The organism is Streptomyces sp. NPDC048419, assembly GCF_043200415.1.
Lineage (GTDB): Bacteria > Actinomycetota > Actinomycetes > Streptomycetales > Streptomycetaceae > Streptomyces.
In genome coordinates this window covers 37,476-60,628 of the sequence record NZ_JBICXT010000027.1, presented here as the reverse complement: position 1 = coordinate 60,628, position 23,153 = coordinate 37,476, and the positions used below count along the sequence as shown (strand labels likewise).

Here is a 23,153-nt window from a genome sequence, read left to right as displayed (position 1 = left end):
TGTGGGTGGTTCGGTTCAGATGGCGGTGGTGCCGCCGTCGGCGACGAGTTCCATGCCGTTGACGTAGCTGGAGTCGTCGCAGGCGAGGAAGAGGGCGGCGGTGGCGATTTCGTCGGGGCGGCCCATCTGGCGGCGGGGGATGAGGGACTCGAACTGGCGCTTGGTGGCCTCGTCGAAGAGTTCTTCCTGCTTGGCGGTGGCGACCTGGCCGGGGGTCAGGACGTTGACGCGCATGCGGCGGTCCTTGAGTTCGTTGAGCCAGATGCGGGCCCAGGCCTGCTGGACGGCCTTGCTGCCGGCGTAGACGCTCCAGCCGGGGAAGGCGCCGAGGGAGGCGTTGGAGCCGGTCATGAGGATGGAGCCGCCGTCGTTGAAGAGCGGGAGGGCCTTCTGGACGGTGAACAGGGTGCCGCGGGCGTTGAGCCCGAACCAGGTATCGAACTGGGCCTCGGTGATCTCGCCGAGCGGGGCGGGCTCGCCGCCGCCGGCGCTGGCCCACAGTACGTCGAGGCTGCCCTTCTCCCGCTTGACGGTGTCGTACAGGCGGTCCAGGTCGTCCAGGTCGGCGGCGTCGCCCTGCACACCGGTGACGTTGCGGCCGATCTGGTTCACGGCCTCATCCAGGGCGTCCTGGCGGCGGCCAGTGATGAAGACGTGTGCTCCCTCGTCGACGAACAGCTTCGCGCCGGCCAGCGCCATGCCGGTGGTGCCGCCGGTGATGACCGCGACCTTGCCGTCGAGCTTTCCCATAGTCGTTCCCTTGGGTCGGTGGTGCCGTGCGCACCTGAGACGACGGTGTTATGTACACCGTCCTGTGTACGTACCGTACGGGGCGGCCGGTCGGGACGCAAGCTATGTACACCGGTCGTTACCCTGTCGGGGTAGCATGGGGTCATGACGGAGTTGGAGAAGGGCCCCACGGGCCGCCGCCGCGGCCGGGGCGCCCGCGAGCGCATCCTCAGTGCGTCCCAGCGGCTGTTTCGCGAGCAGGGCATCAACCGCACCGGGATGGACCAGCTTTGCGCGGCGGCCGAGGTGTCCAAGCGCACGGCCTACCAGCACTTCACCGGCAAGGACGAACTCGTCGCCGAGTACCTGCGCCGGTTCGACCCCTCCGTTCTGTCCGGCGTGTTCGACCGTGCTGACCTCACGCCCCGTGAACGGCTCCTCGCCGCCTTCGACATCCCCTCCACCACCCCCCTGTGCCCCTACATCGCCGCCGCCGTCGAACTCCACGACCCACAGCACCCCGCATCCCAGTACGCACGCGACTACAAGAAGGCCGTCGCCGCGCGGCTCGCCGACACCGCCCGCGAAGCCGGCGCCGCCGACCCTGAACAGCTCGGCGAGCAGCTCGCGTTGCTCATCGACGGCGCCGCCGCCCGCACCCGGGTCCTCAACGCCGACGCCTTCCCCACCGCCGCCGCCATCGCCGCCGTCCTCATCGACAACGCCATCCCCGCAACAGCCGGCGATGACCGGCGACAAGTGGAAGCGTCAAGCTGACATGGCACTCCGCGGCCAGGCTGGCCGCGCTGCCGGCCGCGCGGCTGCACCCGCTGGTACGCGACACCAGCCGCCCGGCCCCTGGCCCGGACCTGCTGGCTTTTACAGAGTGGCAGCGCGCCTGCTGAAGGCCGCGGCAAAGCCGCCGGGGAGACCGGCGACCCCGAGGACCCGCCGACGTGTTCGGCCTGGCAGTTGCCGGCCCCGCACGCTGCCGTAGTGCTGAACAGCCTCAGCGCTCTGCCGGACAGGCCGGACGGCTCGCCCGTGTACAGCACGAACTTGGTCTCTACGCCCGCCTTCAGCTGGTAGCCCAGGCCGCGCAGGCGTAGCTGCTGCGCGGCAAGCATGTGGCGGGGTGCCACTCGGACGGGAGTGGCGTCGTCGTGGACGGGAGTGCCGATGACCAGGGCGGTGCCGGACCGATGCGGCAGCATGCGCACGTGGTCCAGGGCGGGAGTGACGAGGAAGTACCCGAAGCCTTCCTGCCGGACGCCGAGGTCGACGCCGTCGAGGGGTGTCATGTCGCTGTCGGTGGCCACGCGGTCGAGCAGCGAGCTGGACAGTGCCGCCTTGATATACAGGTGGTCTGCGCTGGATTCCCCGACTCTCGGCCGCCGGCACGCGTGCTGGTTTCCGTTGGTCTGAGTTGCCGTCAGTGGCGCGGATGCGCGCACCCGCCCCTCGGGCGCGCTCAGCCGAGGAAGTCAGCTCCAGTTCTTCAGAGTCTCGGCGACCTGGCGCACGTCGAGGCGTCCTTCGACGACGTCGATGACCAGCGTGATCGCCTCCTGGCTGCCGACCTTGACCTGGAGACCGCTGGCGTGGAGATAGGCGTAGGCGACCTGGGCGGCGAACAGCTCGTTCGAGTGCTCGAGGGCGGGAATCCGGGCGAGGGCGTGCAGGAGCGCGGCGGCTCGGTGGTGCGCGGCCGGGTAGACCAGGGTGTCCATGACCTCGTGCCGGTGGCGGGCGACAGCGGCGGCCAGAGCACCGTAGTCCGTGACGTCGGGATCGCTGGGCACGAGGTTCTGCGCAACATCAAGCAGCCAGCGCTCATCGATGAGCACTACGGAGGGCATCAGGCGGCGTGGCTGCTGCGCCCGGCCCCGAAGCGGTCTGCGAAAGCCTGCCCGTGCTCGTCAACGAACGCCCGGGCACCTTCAAGGAACCGGGTGCGCGCCAGGTCGTCGGTCAGTCGCCGGCTCGCGTACTGGTCCGGGTCCTCGTGGCCGTCGGCCGCGCGACGCTGCAGCTCCTGGTATGTCTCGTCGTCGACTTCGATGCGGATCTCCTTGCCCATGCACCCACGGTAGCGGGCCCCGACTGCTGGTGGGAAGGAATCCCGCGCACCGGGCGCTTCGCGCGCATCGATGGTCGCAGATCCGCCTTTCCTGCTACGCGGCAGCGAGCTGGAGGAGTTCCGGAACGCCCTACCCGTCCCGGTAGTGCTGGAAGCGGGGGAGAAGGGTGTCGACAAGCTGCACGCAGCGGGGTGCCCCGAGGTGACCGGCCAGGAGCAGGGATTCGGTGGCAGGGCGGCCGCGGCGGGCTTGGATTCCTTCAGATCGAGGTAGCTTGCGGCGCGGTAGGCGAGAAACACACCGCGGGTCTTGTCCTAGTGTGATGCGCCGGAAATCGCGGGCTTAAATCTCTTGCTGGTTTTCGGTGGCTGATGGAGTGACCTTGGTGAGGTAATCGGCGAGGGATCTGAGGATCTCGTCGGCGGTCTTGGTCCAAGTGAAGGGCCTGGGGCTCTCGTTCCACGAGACGATCCATGCCCTGATGTCGTCTTCCAGCGCCTTCACCGAGGTGTGGATGCCGCGGCGGATGAGTTTGTCGGTCAGCAGGCCGAACCACCGCTCAACCTGGTTGATCCAGGAGGAGCCGGTGGGGGTGAAGTGGACATGGAATCGAGGGTGTCTGCCGAGCCAAGTCTTGATCTCGGGTGTGTTGTGGGTGGCGAAGTTGTCACACACCAGGTGCATGTCGAGTCCGGCGGGGACCGCCTTGTCTATCGTGACCAGGAACTTCTTGAACTCGATGGCCCGGTGGCGACGGTGCAGTTCGCCGATGACGGTCCCATCCGCGATGTTGAAGGCAGCGAACAGGCTGGTGATGCCGCGAGCAGGGGCTCCAGCCGCGTCTCCTTGATCGTGAGCCCGGATCGCACGACTACGCGGGCCGCGGTGAGCGGCGATGCCGCACACGTGTCCGGGAGCCAGTTGTGCCGGTGTCGGTTCACTTCGAGGGCTGGTCACTGTGATCGTCTTGGAGCGTGTGGCGACGTTCCTGTTCGCGCTTGGAGTACGCGGCTGCCCGGATCGCCTCGTCGCTCTCCAAGCCCGACCCCAACGCGCCGCCCACGGTGGCGACCGAAGCGACGAACCAGGACAACGTCAAGTACTCCTCGGCGTGCAATGGGTTTCGTGTCACGGAAGCGAACACTTGATCATTGAGGATGAACAGCGCCCACACCCAGTTGATGACCATCAAACCCACGTAGCAGACCAGCACCCCGATACCTACGGTCACGACCGTCGAGGCGTTGTAGAGCCGCGCCCTCTGCCTCGCCTCCGGCGAGCTCTCTGCTGATCGGTGCCACAGCTCTGCGTCCACGATCAGCCAGCCGATCATGATCGCGGCAGATCCGACCGTGGCGATCACGAGGCGTGGCGTGCTCAGGGACGCGGCCAGCCTCCAGACAGTGGAGTTCACGGTGGCGACTGCTCCCGTGGCGAGTGCGGCCGCCAGGGCTTTCGACAAGCCCGGAACCAACCGCCACGGCCGGTTGGCGCGGACCATACCGACGAGCACCCGCAGGTAACCGCGCGGCCCGCTGACGACGTATCGAAGATCGTCGGTCTCCTCTTCACCGGTTGGGCCCGGATGAACAGGCGCGAGACGATTGACGAAGGGCCCCAGAAGCGGCCGACATCGTGGAGGTCCTTCAGCCTCAGTAGTTCGCGGACCCGCCAAGCCGAGCACGGCATCTTCGACGGCCCGCCGGGCCCTCGTCTGCAGCCGCAGGCCTCCCAGTGAAGGAAGAGAGAACAGCGCCAAGCCGTGTTCGTGATTCAGATCCACCGCGAGCTTGCGCCCGTGAGAGTGCAGCGGAAGGTCGGTGAGAGCCACGACGATGTCCCAGTTCTCCGCGCTGCCACGGTCCATGATCCGGCGCATCAAAGCGGGCGGGTCCTCCGTCCCGGAGGTGAAGGGCTCACTGACAACCTCGACGTCGAACCGACGCCCCTGGCCCGACTTTTGGGCGAGCCGAGCAGGAAGTGTTCGGGCCATGCGCTGCGCGATCTCCGTCGGCGCGTCCGGATCCGCCAGGAGAGCCACGACCGTAACGCCCTGAGTCGACACCCGCATGAGCGGACCCTCCTGGTCGGCTGTCCCGCGAACCCGAGTGCCCACAGACGCCGCCGAGGTAACGTCGACGCCGCGCGACACGCTGGTCTCCGCCAGCAGGTCGCAGGCAGTACGGCCGGCCCTCCTCGTCTTCCCGGCAAAGGGCTGCTCCCACCACCGGGTCGGCATCGCTTGTGCCACCGCGAACCCGCTCCGGCACGCGCTGCACGCCGCGCCAATCGACCACCCCGCTCTTTTAGCGAACTCCAGTGGCCAGACCGTCATCCCACAATCCGCTCCACCACTATCCGCCAGACCCGTACGGGCCAGCGTCACCGAGCGACACCGCGACCCAGCAGCTTGGGGACCCTGTCTATACGCGTCTGCGCCTAGCAGATCGCAAGTTCCGACAGACGGCCCCTGTCAGTCTCCTGATCTGCTATTCCACTTGCTGGGCCGTCGCCTATATCGGGAGTCCCGAGCTGATCGGACGATCGAGTGTGGCGGTGCTCCTCCTGGCGCTGCAGATTGCCGCGATCGTCTGGCTCGCGGTGCGCCACCGCGCTCATGCCGCTCGCCAGGATGCGCGAGTGGCCGAGATACGCGCACGGCTCGGCAGGCGCACTGACGGGTGGCGCACATGAGGACGGGCTCCGCGGACAATGCGCTCGTAGTCGTCGTCTTCCTGATCTTCGCTGCCGGCTGCCTTTTCCTGTGCGTCATGGCGGCCCCCGACAAGGACGAGTTGGGTGAGTTCTATGTGGGCGGCAGAAGCCTGAAGACCTGGCAGAACGGGTTCGCCATCGCCGGCGACTACATCAATGTCCTGGGCGTGATCACCCTCATCAACATCGTGGCCACCGCAGGCTACGACGGTGCGCTGATGGCAACGACCATGACGTCGTCACTCATCGTCCTGATGGTCGTCCTTGCCGAACCCCTTCGCAATGCTTCCCGCTACACGATGGGGGACGCAGTGGCGGGCGCCTGCCCCAGCGATCGGTCCGCGTTGCTGTCTGCGTGGTCACAATGGCTGTGTGCCTGCCCTCCGTTACCCTGCAGCTGGCCGTGGTTGGCAGCACGATGAGCGCGTTGGTGGGCCTGTCGGGGCAAGGGGCGACCATTTTCTGCATTTTTTTCGTCAGCGCCCTGATGATCTTTTTTCCGACAATGGGCGGCATGCGTGGCGCCGGCATGGTCCAGATCGCCAAGATCATCGTGCTTCTGGGTACCCTGCTTGCCATTGTGATCATGCTGTTGAACCGGTTCCACTGGGACGGGCACGCACTGGTCTCGGCGGCTGAGCACGGCAGCGGGGCCGGTGCTGCCTTCCTACATCCGGGCAGTGCTGTCTCTGCCAGCCGTTGGGACCTGCCCGCTCTTCATCTCACAGTTCTGATGGCGGCCATGGGACTGCCTTCGCTGGTCATACGACTGAATACCGCGCGCGACGCGCGGTCGGCACGCGGCTCCATGCGCTGGGCCGTCGGGTTGACCGCAGGTTGCACCGTCCTGATCGTGATCGCCGGAGTCGGTGTCGCAGCAAGCAGTCGTCGGCAGGCAAGCGGACTTCGGAGGCCTCGGTGGGCTTCTTCAGCTCGCAAGCGCACGTGACACCGGCAGTATCCTACTGTCCGTGTCCGCCTGTGCACTTTTCGCTACCGGGCTCGCCTCCACCGCCGGCTTGATCATGGCCGCTGCGACCTCAGTTGCGCACGATCTGTTCGCGCACGCCATCTACCGGCACCGCCCTCCGGAGGCGCACGAGGTGCGAATTGCTCGCATGGCCACCGTCGTCATCGGCGTCGTGGGAGCCGGACTTGCCGTGCTGGTAAGCGGCATAAACCTGAAGGTGCTGGCGTCAGCGACCTTGTCCCTTTCCGCCTCGGCCGTGGCCCCGGTCCTGCTGTACTCCTTCATGTGGGCCCGCTTCAACAGGACCGGTGCGCTGGTTGCTCTCTACGGGACTCTGAGCCTGGTTGTGGTGCTTCTTGCCTTCTCACCACTGGTCTCCGGTAATCCTCAGGCCCTGTTCCCCGACCGGGATTTCCAGTGCTTCCCCCTAACGTGGCCAGGGGTGATCACCATCCCCGCGGGCTTCGTCCTCGGATGGCTGGGGAGCGTGATGAGCCGCCCAGCCCCAGATTCGGCTTCCTATGCCGACGCACAACGGATCGCCCTCCTGGGCCCCGACGTCGCAGCTGCTCAGAGCACCATGCCCTGAGACATCAGCCACCGGCGATCATGAGGCACGGGCAAACCACGGGTCTGCGCGTGGGCAAGAACGAACTGCCGCGCCGCTGGGCGTTTCTGGCGACGGACCGCCAGGGAGTCCTCGGTGCCATCGACCGGTACCTCGCGGGTGAGCGCGACGCCGGACAGGCCCTGGCCGGGAGCGGCCCGGAAGCCGCGCTCGCACGGGAGACTGCACTCGCGTGGACTCACGGCGGCAAGGTCGACTGGGGCGTGCTCGCCGACGACCGCCGACTCCGGCGTCTGCCTCTGCCTGCCTATCCCTTCGCCCAGGTCAGCTGCTGGGTGGATCAGGACCCCTCCGCACCCTCGGTGATCGAGCCGCTGGTGTTTCGCCACCAACTCCACCCCTTCCTCGGACAGAACGAGTCCGACGTCGACGGCCTGCGTTACGGCATGGACGTCCACCTCGACGACCTGCTCGACTACACGTACCTGCACGACAAGGAGCGTGTCGTCGTCCCCACGTTCCTCGTCGACGCGGCCCTGGCCTGCGCGAGTGTCTCCGGCTTCGGGACCGGTGCGCGGATCCGCGACCTGCACCTGGTGGGCCGCATCGACTGGCCGAAGGCATCACGGCTGGTAACGACCTTCGCCGCCGTCGATGGCTCCGGCCACGGGACCGTGTTCGTGCAGGACGCGTCGGGCGCTCGTACACCGGTCGCCGAGTTCGCCGCGCTGCCCGGCGACGGCCCCGATACCGAACGGTGGAAGGGCACGCCCGACTCGGGGATCGGCCAGGTTGCCCGTGACGCTGTCGGCTCCTTCACCCAGGAAGAGTTCCTCAGGGAACTGGCCGAAGGCGGCATCGAGCGCCGGCGGAGGTCCGACGGGGTGCGGGCAGCGCACTGGATGCCGGGCACCCGGTTGGTGCTCGACCTCACCGCGCCGGACCTCCAGCACAACCACGTGAAACGAAACGTGTCCGTTGAGCCGCCCGTTTTGGCAGCCGTCGCGCACGGCGTACAGCTCGTCGCGAAGCGGGCCGGCATGCCACGGTGGGCGAACCTGGTACCGCACCGGATGGGCGAGGTCGCCGTGTCGGTCCGCGACATCGCCGATGTGGTCCGGGTCGTCCTGGACCTCGTTCCCGGGGACGGAGGGCTCGGGGGGCGCATCCTGCTGCTGAACGGCACCGGCCGGCTCGTCGGCGAACTCACCGACGTGTGGTGGGGTGACGAGGACGCCGCGATGGGGGAGCCTCATCTCGTCCGCCGTACCGTCCCCGATGCCTTCGCGGCACCGCCCGGCGGTGCATCGGGGTCGATGAACGCGCCCGCTTCCCCGCCGACCGGCGCCGGCATGCCGACCGGAGCCGCGTCCGCCGACTCCGGCACCGAGGCGGTCGAGGCCGTCGCCGATGAACTGCGCGTGATCGCGGCCGGGATCCTGGGGTTCGAGGCCGACGAGATCGAAGCCACCACCCGCTTCCACGCGTTCGGGTTCGACTCGATATCGCTCGTCGCCCTCGCCGAGCAGGTGAGTGAACGGTTCGACGTGCCGATCGGTCCGGCGATCCTCTTCGACCTGGACACGCTCGACGCACTGTCGCGGCACCTGGTGACTGAGTTCGATGAGCATGATCTGGCCGGACGCCTTGCCTCGCGGACGGACTTCCGTGCACTGGAGGCCGCTGTACCGCCACCGGGCGCCGAGCAGCCGCTAGCGACCGCACACCAGCCTGTGGCAGCACCGCACCAGGCGCCGACCGCACGGCCCGCGGCAGCGGCGGTCGTAGAGGAGAACCTGCCGAACGGACACGGCACGCAAGGTGCCGACGGTACGCCGATGCCCGTCGCCGTCGTCGGCGCGGCCAGCCGGTTCCCCGGGGCCCGGGACCTCGACGCGTACTGGGCGAACCTGATCGCCGGCGTGGACTCGGTCGGCGCATTCCCGCTCCACCGTTATGACGGCGAATACGCCGCGGCCGCCGAGGCGGCCGACTTCCCGCGGCACGCGGCAGTCCTGGACGACGTGGACTCGTTCGACGCCGGCTTCTTCCGCATCTACCCGCGGGAGGCGGAACTGCTGGACCCCCAGCACCGTCTCGCGCTCGAGACCGTGTGGAGCGCTCTGGAGGACAGCGCGTACCGCCCCGCCGACCTGCCGGTCAACACCGGCGTCTTCCTCGGCGTTTCGGGAAACGACTACGCGACGCTGCTCAGCGCGTACGGCGTCGAGCCGGATGCCTTCACCGCGACGGGCAACGCGCACTCCATGCTCGCCAACCGCGTCTCTTTCGTGCTGGACGTCCAGGGGCCGAGCGAACCGATCGACACGGCGTGCTCCAGCTCCCTGGTCGCCGTTCACCGCGCGCTGGAGTCCATCCGGTCGGGCACCTGCGACATGGCCATCGCGGGCGGAGTGAACCTGCTGCTCAGCACGGGCACCTTCGTCAGTGCCCACCGGGCGGGGATGCTCAGCCCTGACGGACGGTGCAAGACCTTCTCGGACGCGGCGAACGGCTATGTGCGGGGCGAGGGCGTCGGTGCCGTTGTCCTCAAGCCCCTGGCGGCCGCCGAACGCGACGGCGACGCCATCCTCGGGGTGCTGCTCGGCAGCGCGGAGAACCACGGAGGCAGGGCCAACTCGCTGACCGCGCCCAACGCCGGCGCCCAAGCAGACGTCGTGGCGGCGGCTGTCGGCGACACGGACCCGGACACCATCGGGTACATCGAAACCCACGGCACCGGGACGGCTTTGGGCGATCCTGTTGAAGTACGGGCCCTGCGATCCGCCTTCCGGCGCCTGGGCGCCACGAACCGAGGCGTCTGCGGCCTGGGTTCCGTCAAGACGAACATCGGCCATCTGGAGGCCGCCGCCGGCATCGCGAGCCTGCTCAAAGTGCTGCTGGCCATGAAGCACGGCGTCCTGCCCGCCACACTCCACTGCCGGGAGGTCAACCCTTACATCGAATTGGACGGCGGCCCGTTCCACCTCGTGCGTGAGAACGAGACATGGCGAGCACTCGCCGGTCGCGATGGCACCCCGGCACCGCGGCGCGCCGGTGTCAGCAGCTTCGGCTTCGGCGGTTCGAACTGCCACCTGGTGGTGGAGGAGTACACCGCAGGCCCCGACACGCTGCCAAGCGACGATGGCGCGACGGTCCCCGCGGTTGTCGTCCCGCTCTCCGCTCGCACCCAGGGGCAGCTGTGCGATGTCGCGCGCAACCTGCTGACCCATCTTGGCAAGGAGCGTCACGCCGCAGTCCCGCTCGCCTCCCTTGCCTGGAGCTTGCAGGCCGGACGTGAGGCGATGGACGAACGTGTGGGCTGGGTCGTCGAGACCCACGAGCGGCTCGTCAAGGCCCTTGAGGCGTTCGTCACCGACGGCCGCGTCGTTCACGGCGGGGCCCGGGGAACCGTCGAACGCTCCGGCGCCGCTGACGCGCAGCGTCGTGCCACGGCTGACGACACGGCCGGGGACGGCAGCCTTCAGCGGATTCTGCTGGACTGGGTCCAGGGCGCCCAGCCTGACTGGCGGGCACTGTACGGAGCACGCACACCGAGGCGGGCGCACCTTCCCACGTACCCCTTCGCCCGCGAACGCCACTGGATCCCCGGTCAGGCGACGCACAGTGCCTCAGCACCGGCGGCCGATCAAGCACTGGCCGCACCTCTGAGCCCGGACACCGACGCGGGCTCCGCCTCCGAACGGGCGGGAACCGTCCTGTTGGTGCCTCGGTGGGCGCCACAGCCCATCACGGTGGACAGGAAGGCCGTGGCGGCCCCAGCGCGGCGCGTCGTCGTGCTGCACGACGACGCCGGCATCGCGCCGGACGCGCTCGAACAGGACCCCGGTGTGCGGTACGTGACCGTCGCCTCGAAGAAGAAGCGGCCCGACAGCTGGTTCCGCGACGTGACGTGGCAGTATCTGGAGATCGTCCGTGCGGCGGCGGCCGACGAGCGTCCGGGCAGGGCACTCGTACAGGCGGTCATCCCGGCCGGCGGCCCGAAAGACATGTCGTTCGCCCTCACCGGCCTGATGCGCACCGCCATGGCCGAATTCCCCCACATGGCATGCCAGATCATCGGATGTGAGGAGCCCTGGGAAGCGGAGGCCCTCGGTGACGTCCTCGCGGCGGAGGCCCGTGAGAGCGACGACGTGGTGCTGTACCGAGACGGCGCACGCCTGGTGCGCGCGTGGGAGCCCGCCGAGAACCCCCCACCCGGTCAGGAGGGGCCGTTGCGCCCTGCGGGCGTGTATCTGATCACTGGCGGTGCCGGTGGAGTCGGCTCCGTCGTGGCGCGCTGGATTGCCGCCGAAACCGTGCGTGCCACCGTCGTCCTGGTGGGCCGCTCACCCCAAGACGCTGTGATCGAAGCACTCGTCGACGAACTGCGTGCCACCGGCGCGGTCGCCCGCTACGCGCAGGCCGACATCTCCCGCTGGGAGGAGACGCGACATCTGATATCGGGCGTTCGCGAGGAATTCGGCCGGATCGACGGCGTGTTTCATGCGGCCGGGGTGATCCAGGACTCCGGGCTGATCACGAAGACGAACGACGAGTGGGAGGACGTTCTCGCGCCCAAGAGTGATGGCCTGCTCAACCTCGACCGGGCCCTCGGCCAGGCGCCGCTCGACTTCCTCATCGCCTTCTCGTCGGGTGCCGCGGTCACCGGGAACCCCGGGCAGTCGGACTACGCGACCGCGAACGCGTTCCTTGACGAGTTCGCCGCTATCCGCAACGCGCGCGTCGCGGCCGGGGAACGGAGCGGACGCACCATGTCCATCGCCTGGCCGCTGTGGGAGGACGGCGGGATGGAGGTGTCCCCAGCGGCCCTGTCCTACCTGCGGAGCAGCCGAGGCCTGACGCCGATGTCCTCGACCGACGGGACCGCCGTGCTGTCCCGGGCGTGGCGGCTCGCCGAGGACCGGGTGTGGGTCCACCACGGTCGGCTGGCCGATGTGCCGGCCACAGCGCGCCGTGGCAGCGCCGCCGGCTCGACGCGCTCCCGAGAAGAGGCCTCCCCGAGGCGCGACGACGGCGAAAGCCTCCGCCGTCTTGTGCAGATTTTCGCCCGCGTTACGAAGACCCCCGCGCACGCCGTCGACGTCGACCAGCCGCTCGGCTCGGCCGGTCTTGACTCGATCATGGTCATCCAGCTGAACAGAGAACTCGTCCTGTCCTTCGGCGACGTGCCCAGGACGCTCTTCTACGACCTGCCCACCCTGCGGGCGATCGCGGAGCGGCTCGCCTCGGTCGGCGCTGACGCGTCGGCCCTGCCTGCGCCGGACGGACCGGCGAAGCATGCCGCGGACGGGCTCCGGGTTCCCCGTGCCGGCACAGCCGCCCCGGCGACGGTCTGTCAGACGGCGCCGCGGGATACGGCGACGCCCTCCTCGCCGACAGATGAACCCATCGCCGTCATCGGGATGAGCGGGCGATATCCGCAGGCGGACGACCTCGACACGTTCTGGGCGAACCTGCGGGCCGGGCGGGACTGCATCGCGGAAGTCCCTGCGGACCGCTGGCCCTTGGCCGGTTTCTACGAGCGTGACCGCAACAAGGCAGTCGCATCCGGCCTCAGCTACAGCAAATGGGGCGGATTCCTCGAGGACTTCGCCTCGTTCGATCCGCTCTTCTTCCAGATCGCCCCCCGCGACGCCTACGTCAGGACCCGCAGGAGAGGCTCTTCGTGCAGGCGGCGTGGGAAGTGGTGGAGGACGCCGGGTATACGCGCACATCGCTGAGCGGCAACCACCGAAAGCGCGTCGGAGTCTTCGCCGGTGTCACCAAGAGCGGCCATGCGCGCCATGGCGCGGCTCGGCTGGCGTCGGGCGAGACAGTCGTCCCCGCGCTGTCGTTCGCGTCCTTGAGTTCGCGCACGTCGTACCTGTTGGACCTGAACGGGCCCAGCATGACCATCGACACCATGTGCTCGGCATCGCTGACCGCGGTGCACGAGGCATGCGAGCACCTGCATCGGGGGGCCTGCGACGTCGCCATCGCCGGCGGTGTCAACCTCTACCTCCACCCCCTGGACTACATCGAACTCAGCCACGCGGGCATGTTGTCGCAGGACAGTCGCTGCCGTAGTTTCGGCGGCGGCGGGCACGGGTTCGTCCCGGGCGAGGGAGTGGGCTGTGTCCTGCTCAAGCCACTGTCGAAAGCCGAGGCCGACGGCGACCGGATCCTGGCCGTCATCCGTGGCACCAGCGTCAATCACGGCGGACGTTCCAACGGATACACGGCGCCGCGCTCCGGCGCACAGGCCGAACTGATCTCCCAGGCCCTCACACGCGCCGGTGTCTCGGCGCGTGACATCGGATTTGTCGAGGCCCACGGCACAGGCACCGAACTGGGCGATCCGATCGAGGTGCAGGGGCTGACGACAGCCTTCGAACAGCACACCGGCGACAAGCAGTTCTGCGCGATCGGGTCGGTGAAGTCCGCCATCGGACACCTGGAGGCGGCGGCCGGCATAGCCGGTCTGACCAAAGCGGTCCTTCAGTTGCAGAACAGGCAGATCGCGCCGAGCCTGCACGCCGAGGACCTCAACCCGAACATCGCGTTCGAGCGGACGCCGTTCTTCGTCCAGCGTGAGCTGACGCCCTGGCACTCCGAGGGCCGGCCCCGGATCGCGTCTGTCTCCTCCTTCGGAGCCGGTGGGTCCAACGCCCACGTGATCGTCCAGGAGTACACCTCACCACAGCCTGAGGAGCACGTTCCCACCATGACTCAGTCCTCCGCCGACAGCACCGAGCAGCTCGTCGTCCTCTCGGCGCGCACCCCGGAACAACTCGCCGCGAGTGCCGGGAAGCTGGCGGAGTTCGTCACCCGCGATGACGTCGCTCTCGCGGACCTCGCGTTCACCCTGCAAACCGGACGCGAAGCGATGCGCGAGCGTCTGGCGGTCGTCGTCGACTCAACAGCGGACCTGCTGACCGCCCTGCGCGGCTTTCTGAGCGGAGCCTCTGCGGACGACGCCGACACCTTCGTGTACCGCGGCGCCTTCGGCGGCGTCGCCACGGGACTGATCGCCGAACTGACTGACGACGACGCGCGTGAACTGCTGATGGAACGCTGGGCGCGCGCCGGAAAACTGTCGAAGCTGGCCGCGGTGTGGGTCAAGGGGCTGGAGGTGGACTGGAACCTGCTGCACGAGGGGAGCGCCCGCCGCCGTATCGCCTTGCCCACCTACCCGTTCGCGCGTACCCGGTACTGGATCGGGGACCTGACCCCCGTCGCCGCGACCACCGAGGGGACAGGGCGGGACGTGACCACCGAGGCCCTCGCGCCGTCGTCCGCCGAAGGGGCCCACACACGGGTGCACGATGCGGAAGAGGTCCCTTCGGTGTCCGTCGCGCTCGATGTGGAAGTGCCGCGCATCGTCCGCGCCGTCCTCGCGGAGGCTCTGGCCATGCCGGAGACCGACATCATCGGCACGTCCGCATTCGCCGACTACGGACTCGACTCCATCCTCGCCGTCCGAGTCGCGCACGAACTGAGCAAGGCACTCTCGCTCGACTCGACACGAATGTCCTGTTCGACCACAGCTCGGCCCAGCGCCTGGCTGACTACCTGCTGACGTCCCACCGCGACTCCATCGAGCTCACCCGGCCCGCCGAGCAGGCCCTCGCCGCCGAGGGAGATGAGACCGCCGGAAGCACGGCCACGCCGGTCGCCCGTACACCGGCCCGAGCGCCCGGCAGCCGGCCGGACCAGGAACGGCCCCCCATCGCCATTGTCGGCATGAGCGGCCGGTTCGCCGGCTCGGACTCCCTGGACGCGCTGTGGCAGCATCTGGCGGACGGGGACGACTCGATCACCAGCACCACCCGGTGGGACGCCGCCACCGGCGACCAGATGGCCACACACACTGCGAGCGGCGGATTTCTCGACCATATCGACGAGTTCGACTCGCTGTTCTTCAACATCTCAGGCACCGAAGCACGTGGCATGGACCCGCAGCAGCGCCTCTTCATGGAGGAGACCTGGAAGGCCCTTGAGGACGCGGGATACCCGGGCCGTGCGATGAACCAACGACGCTGCGGCGTCTACGTCGGCTGTTGGGCCGGCGACTACCCCGGCGGCGAGGGCGAATCAGCCCCCGTACAGGGGCTGTGGGGCACCATGGGCTCGGTCATCCCGGGACGGATCTCCTACTTCCTCAATCTGAGAGGACCGGCGCTGGCGGTCGACACCTCCTGCTCCAGTTCCCTCGTGGCGATCGACCTGGCCTGCAAGGACCTGTGGTCGGGCGAGACGACGATGGCACTGGCAGGCGGGGTCTTCGTCCAGTCGACACCGCGCCTGTACGATCTCGCGGGCCGGGCCGGAATGCTCTCCCGCTCCGCCCGTTGCCACACCTTCGACGATCGCGCCGACGGCTTCGTGCCCGGTGAGGGAGTCGGCGTCGTAGTACTGAAGCGCCTCGACGACGCCCTCGCCGACGGCGACCACATCCACGGGGTGATCCGGGGGTCCGGCGTGAACCACGACGGCGCCACGAACGGTCTGACGGCACCGAGTTCCCTCTCACAGGAGCGCCTGCTGCGCGAGGTGTATGACACCTTCGGCATCGACGTTCGACGCATCGGCATGGTCGAGGCACACGGCACCGGTACGAAGCTCGGTGATCCGATCGAGTTCGGTGCACTGACGCGCGCCTTCCGCCAGGACACCGACGACACGGCGTACTGCGCCCTCGGATCGGTGAAGACCAACCTCGGCCACACGCAGTTCGCTGCCGGTATCGCCGGAGTGCTCAAGGTGCTCCTCGCCATGCGGCACCGGCAGATCCCGGCCTCGCTCCACTTCGAAGCACCCAACAAGGCGATCGGTCTGGAGGGAAGTCCCTTCTACGTGCCCATGCGCACCCAGCCGTGGAACACCCAGAAGGGGGTGCCGCGTTCGGGCGTGGTGAGCGCTTTTGGGGCCAGTGGGACCAACGCCCACCTCGTCCTGGAGGAGGCACCGGAGCCGGTCCGTGCCCCCCGCGCCGACCGCCCGGCGCACCTCGTTGTCCTGTCGGCCCACTCGCGTGAACAACTCACTGAGCAGGTGCGGCAATTGGCGGCGTACTGCCGCACTCGGCCGGTCCACGACACCGGCGACGTTGCCTACACGCTGATGGTGGGGCGGGAGCACTTCCGTTACCGCTTCGCCTGTGTCGTACAGGACCACGACGAGCTTCTCCGCGTGCTGGAGGCCGGGATCGACGGCCCCCGCGCCGTCGTCGGCGACGTGTCAGCGCGGGGCGTGGAGCGGACGGCCACGCACAACGAACGGGAGCTCCTGCGTGGCTGCGCCGACCCCGCGACCGGTGACGCCCACGCCCTGCGCACGCAACTCCATGCCCTGGCCGGCCTGTTCGTGCACGGGGTCGACCTGGACTACGACGATGCGTTCACCCCGGGCGCGTACCGCCGCGTTCCGCTGCCGACCTATCCGTTCTCTCGAGTACGCCACTGCGCCGCAGCGGATCCCATCGCTGAGGTGCGGTCCCCCGAGCCGTTCGCTGCCCTGTGCGCGACCGCGCCGGTGCCGGCCGAGGCCTGCGAGCAGCGGACCCGCGTCACCTTCGCAGACTTCCGGCGCTTCCTGGACGACCATGTGGTCCAAGGTCGGCGCGTCCTACCCGGCGTTGTGTATCTGGAGATGGCGAGGAAGGCGGCCGCACACTTCCTCGGCGCCTCGCCGACCGGCAAAGTCAGTCTGCGCAATGTCACGTGGGTGCGACCGATCACGGTCGACGACGGCCGCGGCGGCGCGGAACCGGCAGACGTCGAGCTCCTGATTCGCCCCGTGTCCGAGGGCGTCGCGTTCGAGTTCCGTTCCACAGGCGAAGAGCCCACAGTCTTCTGCGAGGGACGGGCCACACTGTCCGAAGACTCGCGCCCACCCCGGATCTCCCTGACGGAGCTGCTCCGTGACTGCCCGACCACCGTGTCCGGCGAACGCATCCACGAGGCGCTCGTGAACCGTGGCATCGACCACGGTCCGGCGCTACGCGCCCTCCAGGAGGCACACACCGGCTCCGGCGTGGTGGTGGCAAAACTGCGGATACCGGACGCCGCGCCACGGTACGAAGAGCCCTTCCTGCTGCACCCCTCGCTCCTCGACTCGGCCATCCAGGCCTCGGTCGCCCTGCACCTGACGGGCGACGGTCTGCCGCAGGGGACCACCGTCCCCTTCGCACTCCGACAGCTCGATGTCTTCGCGGCGTGCACCACGTCCATGTGGGCCGTCGTCCGCGCCACGGACAGTCCGACGGGGGACACGCCTCTCAGCCGCATCGACATCGATCTGCTCGATACGGCGGGGGAGGTGTGCGTCCGCATGACCGGCTACACCGCGCGGCAGGTCGCGGAGCGATCTCCCTCCCTGTTCGCTCCGATATGGGAAGTTCTGCCGCCGCAGTCGCTCACCGAACCCGTCCCAGCTCGCCACGATCACGTACTGGTCGTAGGCGCCAGCGCGGAACAACTCTCCCTGCTCGCGCACCAATACGATCGCATCACGACATGGCCCCTGCCGAGCACGGCCTCCATCGACGAGGTGACGAACACCCTGCGCGCGATGGGACCGGTCGACCACCTGGTGTGGGCGGCCCCGGACATGGCACCCGCAGCGACCGACGCGGCCGGCTTCGTCACCGCCCAGGCGGACGGTGTGTTCGCGGCCTTCCGCATGATCAAGGGCCTGCTGCGCGCGCAGTACGATCAGCAGTCGCTCGGCATCACCCTGGTCACTCGGCGTACCCAGGCCACACACGCCACCGAGCGGACGCTGCCTGCCCATGCGGGGCTGCATGGGCTGTTCGGCTCACTCGCACAGGAGTACCCGAACTGGGCCGTGCGCCGCGTCGACCTGGCCGACGATCCATGGCCGGCGGACTTGACGGCGCTCCCGGTGTGGGAGCGAACCGACTCCTGGGTGCACCGCGCCGGTCAGTGGCTGACCCGGCGGTGGGCGCCCTGCGAGGTCGAGGAGACGCAGCCGACCACCTACCGCGAGGGCGGCGTCTACGTTGTGATCGGCGGGGCCGGCGGCCTCGGTGCGGCCTGGACACGGCACGTGGTGGAGCGCTTCGGCGCCCATGTGGTGTGGATCGGGCGCAGTCCCAGGGACACGACCATCGACACGAGGCTCGCCTCGGTCTGCGGGCGGGGCAGCGTCCGCTACGTACAGGCCGACGCGGCCGACCACGAGTCGCTCCGGGCTGCGTACGACGAGATCAAGACTGAGTTCCCGCGCATCCACGGTGTCGTCCACGCAGCCCTCGTGCTGCGCGACCAGAGCTTCGCCACCATGGAGGAGGCCACTCTGCGCGCCAGTCTGTCGGCGAAGATCGACGCTACCGTCACCACGGCAGAGGTCTTCGACGGCGAGGAGCTGGACTTCGCTCTGTTCTTCTCCTCCGTGCAGTCCTTCGCGACAACGGCCGGACAGGGCAACTACGCGGCCGGCAGCGTCTTCCTCGACGCTTACGCCCGCCTGCTGGACCAGCACTGGACCTGCCCGGTCAAGGTCATGAACTGGGGCTGGTGGGGAAGCCAGGGCAGCGTCTCCTCCGCGTACTACCACCCTCGCATGCACCGGGCGGGACTCGTCTCCATCGAGGCTCCCGAGGCGATGGAGGCGCTCGACATCCTCCTCGGCGGTCCCTGCGACCAGCTGGGGTTCGTCAAGCTCACCGCGATCGACGCATTGACCGCGGTCGAACCGTCCGTTCGGACGACCGTACTGGCGCGGGCGGTCTCCCGGGTGCCCGCGCACGGTCTCACCAGCCAGGAGACCCGGCGGCGGGAAGAGCATCAGGTGCTGCGTGCCGTCGCCGAATGGCGCGAAAAGGAACGTGACCCAGCCCTCGGGCGGATCCTGCGAGCACAGCTCGTCGAGCTCGGAGTGGTGGCCCAGGCCGAGTTGACGCCCTCGGATGCGCCCGACAGCGCCCCCCACGCGAACGTCGAGGCGCGCCGTCGCCGTGCAGGCATTCTGGAGCGTTACCAGCCCTGGCTGCGGCAGGCGCTGTCGGTGATTCCGGAGACCGCGCCGTCCCTGAAAGCCGCGCTTGACGAGTGGGACGAACGACGGCGGTCCTGGTCCGTCGACCTGCTGGGTGTCGACGCCGAACTGGCACTGGTGACTGCGACCATGCAGGCGCTGCCCGACATCCTCACCGGCGTCAGGCGACCGACCGACGTCATCTTCCCCCGGGGCTCCTTCGAACTGGTGGAAGGGTGTTATCGCGACAACCCGGTGGCGGACGCCTACAACCACGCCGTACAGGACACAGTCGTCCGCCTGGTGACCGAACGGCTGCGCAACGACCGGAGCGCGCGGATCCGCATCCTGGAGATCGGAGCCGGCACCGGCGGTACCAGCGCCGGCCTGTTCCGAGCGCTCAAGCCCTTCCAAGACAGCATCGAAACCTACCTGTACACCGACGTGTCCAAGGCATTCCTCAACGACGCTCGCGCAACCCATGGACCCGACGTTCCTTACCTCGACTGCGCCCTGTTCGACGTGGAGAAGCCGCTGGCAGCGCAGGACATGGCGGAGGGTGGCTACGACATCGTCGTCGCCGCGAACGTCCTGCACGCCACCACACACATGCGTGACACCCTGCGCAATGCCAAGGCGGCACTGCGCGACGGTGGTTGGCTGGTGCTCAACGAGCTGTCCCAGTTCGACATCTTCAGCCATCTCACCTTCGGTCTGCTGGAGGGCTGGTGGCTGGCGGAGGACACCGCGCTGCGCATCCCCGGATCGCCGGCGCTCTCCGCCGAGGGCTGGCGCGAGCTCCTGGCAGCCGAGGGGTTCGGCACCATCGTGCCTGTGCTGCCACAGGCGGGCGAACTCGGCCAGCAGATCCTCGCGGCTGAGAGCGACGGAACCGTTCGGCAGGTCATCCGGGACGCGACTCCCCGACCGCTCGTCACACAAGCGTCGCGATGCGACACGGTGACGCCGCGTATGGCTGCGTCGCATGACCAGACGCAGAGGGAACTGGCAACGGTCGATCGGGCACCGGCGGCGGCCGATGCGGCCGATGCGCTCACGAACCATCTGCGCGCCGCGGCCGCCGAGGTGCTGGGCATACCAGCACAGGAGATAGACGTCGCGGTTCCGCTGACGTCGTACGGCCTGGACTCGCTGCTGGTCCTGCAGCTGACCAACGAGATCCGCGCGGACCTGGGCGACGACGTGCCGTCCACGGTGGTGTTCGAGGTCGAGTCCGTGGCCGGGCTGGTGGCGTACTTCCTGGCCGACCGCCCGGCGGCCGTCGACGCTCTGGTGGCCTCCCGGCCCGCCACGGCCGCCGTCGAGTGCTGGCCGCTGTCACGCAGCCAGAGCAGGATGTGGCGCGGGCTCCTGCGCCATCCGGGCGCCTCCACGTACAACGTTCCTCTCCTGTTCGAGATTCACGGGGCCGTGGATGAGGAAGCGCTGAGGCAGGCGTTCCGGTCGCAGACGGAGCGGCATCCGATCTTGGGAGCCGTCTTCCGGGAGACGGGCGGAGTTCCCCATATGGAGCTCGACCGGAAGCGTGGGATACCACTGGAGCGGGCGCACATTGCCGGCCCTTCGCGGGAAGAACAGCTCGACCAGCTGCGGGAGTTGGCCAACCGTCCGTTCGACCTGGCGGTCGGTCCCCTGGCACGGGCCCATCTGGTGACGCTCGATTCCCGCTCCCGGCACCCGCGGCGGCTGCTGCTCGTCACGGCCCATCATCTCGTCATGGACGGGACGTCCGCCGCGGTCCTGATGCGTTCACTGCAAGATGCCTACGGTGCAGCGCTGAGGTCGCAGGAGCTCCCGGCAGCCGACCCCAGTGAGGCGACCTTCGCCGACTTCGTCACTTGGGAGACGGCCCTGCTCGCCGGCCCTGAAGCGGAGCGGCATCGCGCCTACTGGGTCAATGAGCTGCGTGGACCACGCAGCGAACTCGTTCTGCCCCGTGACCGGTGGCACACCGAGAGCCTTGCGCCCCGTACCGGCATCGTACTCGCGAAGCTGACCTCGGATGTGACGGATGCCTTTGTCGCGCAGGCGCGCTCTCACCAAGCCAGTGTGGCTGCTCTTTTCCTCGCGACGTACACCGTCTTTCTGCACGCGCTGACCGGCCAGTCGGATCTCATCGTCGGATTTCCGACAGCAGCCCGCTACGAGGAACGGTTCAAGGACGTCATTGGCCAGTTCGTCAACTGCCTGCCGATCCGGGCCTCCGTGTTCGACGGTGAGAACTTCAACACGCTCCTCAAACGGGTGAGCCGAGCGATTGTGCAGGGCATCGAGCATGGTGCTTATCCTGTGTTGGAGATCGAACGCGCATTGTCGGCGGAAGAAGACGATGTGCCTGGCGACTTGATCGTCACCAATCTGATCTTCCAGAACTTCGAAGGGGCCTCGCTGTTCACCGGGGCGAATGCCGCGGTGTCTGGTCCCCTCGACATCAGGCCCTTCGACGACCTGCCGGACTCCGGCGAAATGCCCGTCACTGTCGAGATCTATCAGGGCCCCGACGGCTACAAGCTGTTTCTCAAGTACGACGCGAATGCCTTCGAGGCATCGACGGCGCAAGCCATGGCGAACGAGCTGTGCCTTGTCATCGAGTACGTGGCGCACGGGGCCAACTTCAGCATCGGTGATCGGCCGTGGCGCGACGGTGTATACGGGCCTGCGAGCCCCCTCACACGCGCCGACGCCATCGACAACTCCCACGAAGGGAACGAACATTCATGACAGGCGTATCCGTCGCCTCGTCAGCTCTTTGGTTGAGGCGTTTCCATCCCGCCCCCGACCAAGGGCCTCGGCTGGTCTGTTTCCCGCACGCCGGGGGAGCAGCGTCGTACTACTTCAAGCTGTCCCGCATGCTGCACCCTTTTATGGAGGTTGTGGCCGTCCAGTACCCGGGACGACACGACCGGCGCTCGGAGGCCCCGGTCGAGAACATCGCACGACTTGCCGACCTCATCACTGCCGAGCTGAAGGCGACCGACTCCCGTCCGACGCTCCTCTTCGGGCACAGCATGGGCGCATTGGTCGCCTTCGAGGTGGCACGCGCGATGGAACAGGGGGGAATCGCTCCGCTCACCCTGATCACGTCGGGACGTCGAGCCCCTTCGACGACACGTGCCACAGCACGTCCAATGCATCTGCATGATGACGCCGAAATTGTGGAGGAGCTCCGCGCCCTGGACGGCACAAACAGCCAGGTACTCGAGAACCAACAGCTGTTGGAGATGATCCTGCCGGCGCTGAGAAGCGACTATCGGGCCGTTGAGACCTACAGATACGTGGCGGGCCCGCGGCTGTTCCGCCCGATCGTCTCCCTCGTGGGGATGAACGATCCTCAGGCCACGATCGACGAAGCCCAGGCCTGGTCCCGGCACACGGCAGGCGGTTTCACCCTGCACGTGTTCGACGGCGGGCACTTCTACCTGGACACCCACGCTGAAGCCGTCGCGCAGGTGATCCGCAACCACTCCGCGGAAGACGTGTCATGAGTCTCGGGCACACCGCGCCGAACGACATCCCCCCTATTGGGAAAGCGGCCTCTTCGGAACAGTTGCGCTCGGTGTTCAGGCAGCACGCCGCCGGCGTCGCCGTCATCACGGCCCAAGGCGACGAGCCAGTGGGATTCACCGCCACCTCGCTCAACTCGGTTTCTCTGGATCCCCCGATGATCTCGTTTGGCATCGCTACGTCCAACGCGTGCTGGCCGGTCATCGCGGAAGCGCATTACGTGGGAGTGCACCTCCTGGCAGATCACCAGCGACAGTTGGGAGCCACCTTCGCCCGCAGCGGCGCGGACCGCTTCGCTCCCCCCACGATCTGGCGCCATGGGCCCGGCGATGTCCCCCTCCTGGACGGCGTCCTGGCACGGCTCGTCTGCCGCGTGGTCGCTCTGGTTCCGGTGGCAGGCCACCGCATCGTCGTGGCCGAAGTGTTAGACAGCGATCTCGGCGACCACGGCGGACCACTGGTCTACCAAGCCGGCCAATTCCACCGTCTCCAACCGATGTCATGACAGGCGAACGTGCTTGAGCACCTGTCAGGGCGGTTGCTGAGCGGTATTCACTCGATT

Annotated in this window: 12 protein-coding genes and 2 pseudogenes; 9 read left to right on the top strand and 5 right to left on the bottom strand. The window is 68.2% G+C overall.

Annotated features, from left to right (window positions below):
* Positions 1 to 15 precede the first annotated feature (15 nt).
* A complete protein-coding gene (locus tag ACGFYN_RS38320) occupies positions 16 to 750 on the bottom strand; it encodes an SDR family NAD(P)-dependent oxidoreductase (RefSeq protein WP_393870595.1) in 735 nt (244 codons plus the stop codon).
* A gap of 144 nt (positions 751 to 894) precedes the next feature.
* On the opposite strand from ACGFYN_RS38320, the gene ACGFYN_RS38315 reads away from it, so the two are divergent.
* A complete protein-coding gene (locus tag ACGFYN_RS38315; RefSeq protein ID WP_393870594.1) occupies positions 895 to 1,506 on the top strand; it encodes a TetR/AcrR family transcriptional regulator in 612 nt (203 codons plus the stop codon).
* Between the two features lie 707 nt (positions 1,507 to 2,213).
* Here the strand turns inward: ACGFYN_RS38315 and ACGFYN_RS38310 are convergent.
* From ACGFYN_RS38310 to ACGFYN_RS38295, 4 genes and pseudogenes are all read right to left on the bottom strand, one after another.
* A complete protein-coding gene (locus ACGFYN_RS38310) occupies positions 2,214 to 2,588 on the bottom strand; it encodes a fic family toxin-antitoxin system, toxin component (protein ID WP_393870593.1) in 375 nt (124 codons plus the stop codon).
* A complete protein-coding gene (locus ACGFYN_RS38305; protein ID WP_393870592.1) occupies positions 2,588 to 2,809 on the bottom strand; it encodes a hypothetical protein in 222 nt (73 codons plus the stop codon). The genes ACGFYN_RS38310 and ACGFYN_RS38305 overlap by 1 nt, the downstream gene beginning before the upstream one ends.
* A 343-nt stretch (positions 2,810 to 3,152) precedes the next feature.
* Positions 3,153 to 3,629: pseudogene (locus tag ACGFYN_RS38300) on the bottom strand (transposase); the annotation flags it as partial.
* A 118-nt stretch (positions 3,630 to 3,747) separates the two neighbouring features.
* The gene (locus ACGFYN_RS38295; RefSeq protein WP_393870591.1) at positions 3,748 to 4,881 is read right to left on the bottom strand and encodes a hypothetical protein; all 1,134 of its coding nucleotides are present in this window, start codon (positions 4,879 to 4,881) and stop codon (positions 3,748 to 3,750) included.
* 619 nt (positions 4,882 to 5,500) lie between these two features.
* On the opposite strand from ACGFYN_RS38295, the gene ACGFYN_RS38290 reads away from it, so the two are divergent.
* From ACGFYN_RS38290 to ACGFYN_RS38255, 8 genes and pseudogenes are all read left to right on the top strand, one after another.
* Positions 5,501 to 5,947, top strand: a complete 447-nt coding sequence (locus ACGFYN_RS38290; RefSeq protein WP_393870590.1) for a hypothetical protein — start codon at positions 5,501 to 5,503, stop codon at positions 5,945 to 5,947.
* Positions 5,929 to 6,474 carry a hypothetical protein gene (locus ACGFYN_RS38285; RefSeq protein WP_393870589.1) on the top strand — a complete coding sequence of 182 codons (546 nt, stop codon included), beginning with the start codon at positions 5,929 to 5,931 and terminating at the stop codon, positions 6,472 to 6,474. Before ACGFYN_RS38290 ends, ACGFYN_RS38285 begins: the two co-directional genes overlap by 19 nt.
* Positions 6,475 to 6,496: 22 nt before the next feature.
* The gene (locus tag ACGFYN_RS38280) at positions 6,497 to 7,084 is read left to right on the top strand and encodes a hypothetical protein (protein ID WP_393870638.1); all 588 of its coding nucleotides are present in this window, start codon (positions 6,497 to 6,499) and stop codon (positions 7,082 to 7,084) included.
* Positions 6,970 to 13,998, top strand: a pseudogene (locus ACGFYN_RS38275) (beta-ketoacyl synthase N-terminal-like domain-containing protein); the annotation flags it as partial. The gene ACGFYN_RS38280 and the pseudogene ACGFYN_RS38275, both read left to right, overlap by 115 nt.
* Positions 13,999 to 14,132: 134 nt before the next feature.
* Positions 14,133 to 14,645, top strand: coding sequence for a phosphopantetheine-binding protein (locus ACGFYN_RS38270; protein WP_393870637.1), 513 nt, complete (start codon positions 14,133 to 14,135; stop codon positions 14,643 to 14,645).
* 164 nt (positions 14,646 to 14,809) lie between these two features.
* Positions 14,810 to 21,808 (top strand): SDR family NAD(P)-dependent oxidoreductase, encoded by a 6,999-nt coding sequence (locus ACGFYN_RS38265; protein WP_393870588.1) that lies wholly within the window; start codon positions 14,810 to 14,812, stop codon positions 21,806 to 21,808.
* On the top strand, positions 21,805 to 22,572 hold the full coding sequence (locus ACGFYN_RS38260; protein ID WP_393870587.1) for a thioesterase II family protein: 768 nt from the start codon (positions 21,805 to 21,807) through the stop codon (positions 22,570 to 22,572). Before ACGFYN_RS38265 ends, ACGFYN_RS38260 begins: the two co-directional genes overlap by 4 nt.
* On the top strand, positions 22,569 to 23,096 hold the full coding sequence (locus tag ACGFYN_RS38255; protein WP_393870586.1) for a flavin reductase family protein: 528 nt from the start codon (positions 22,569 to 22,571) through the stop codon (positions 23,094 to 23,096). The genes ACGFYN_RS38260 and ACGFYN_RS38255 overlap by 4 nt, the downstream gene beginning before the upstream one ends.
* Positions 23,097 to 23,153 lie beyond the last annotated feature (57 nt).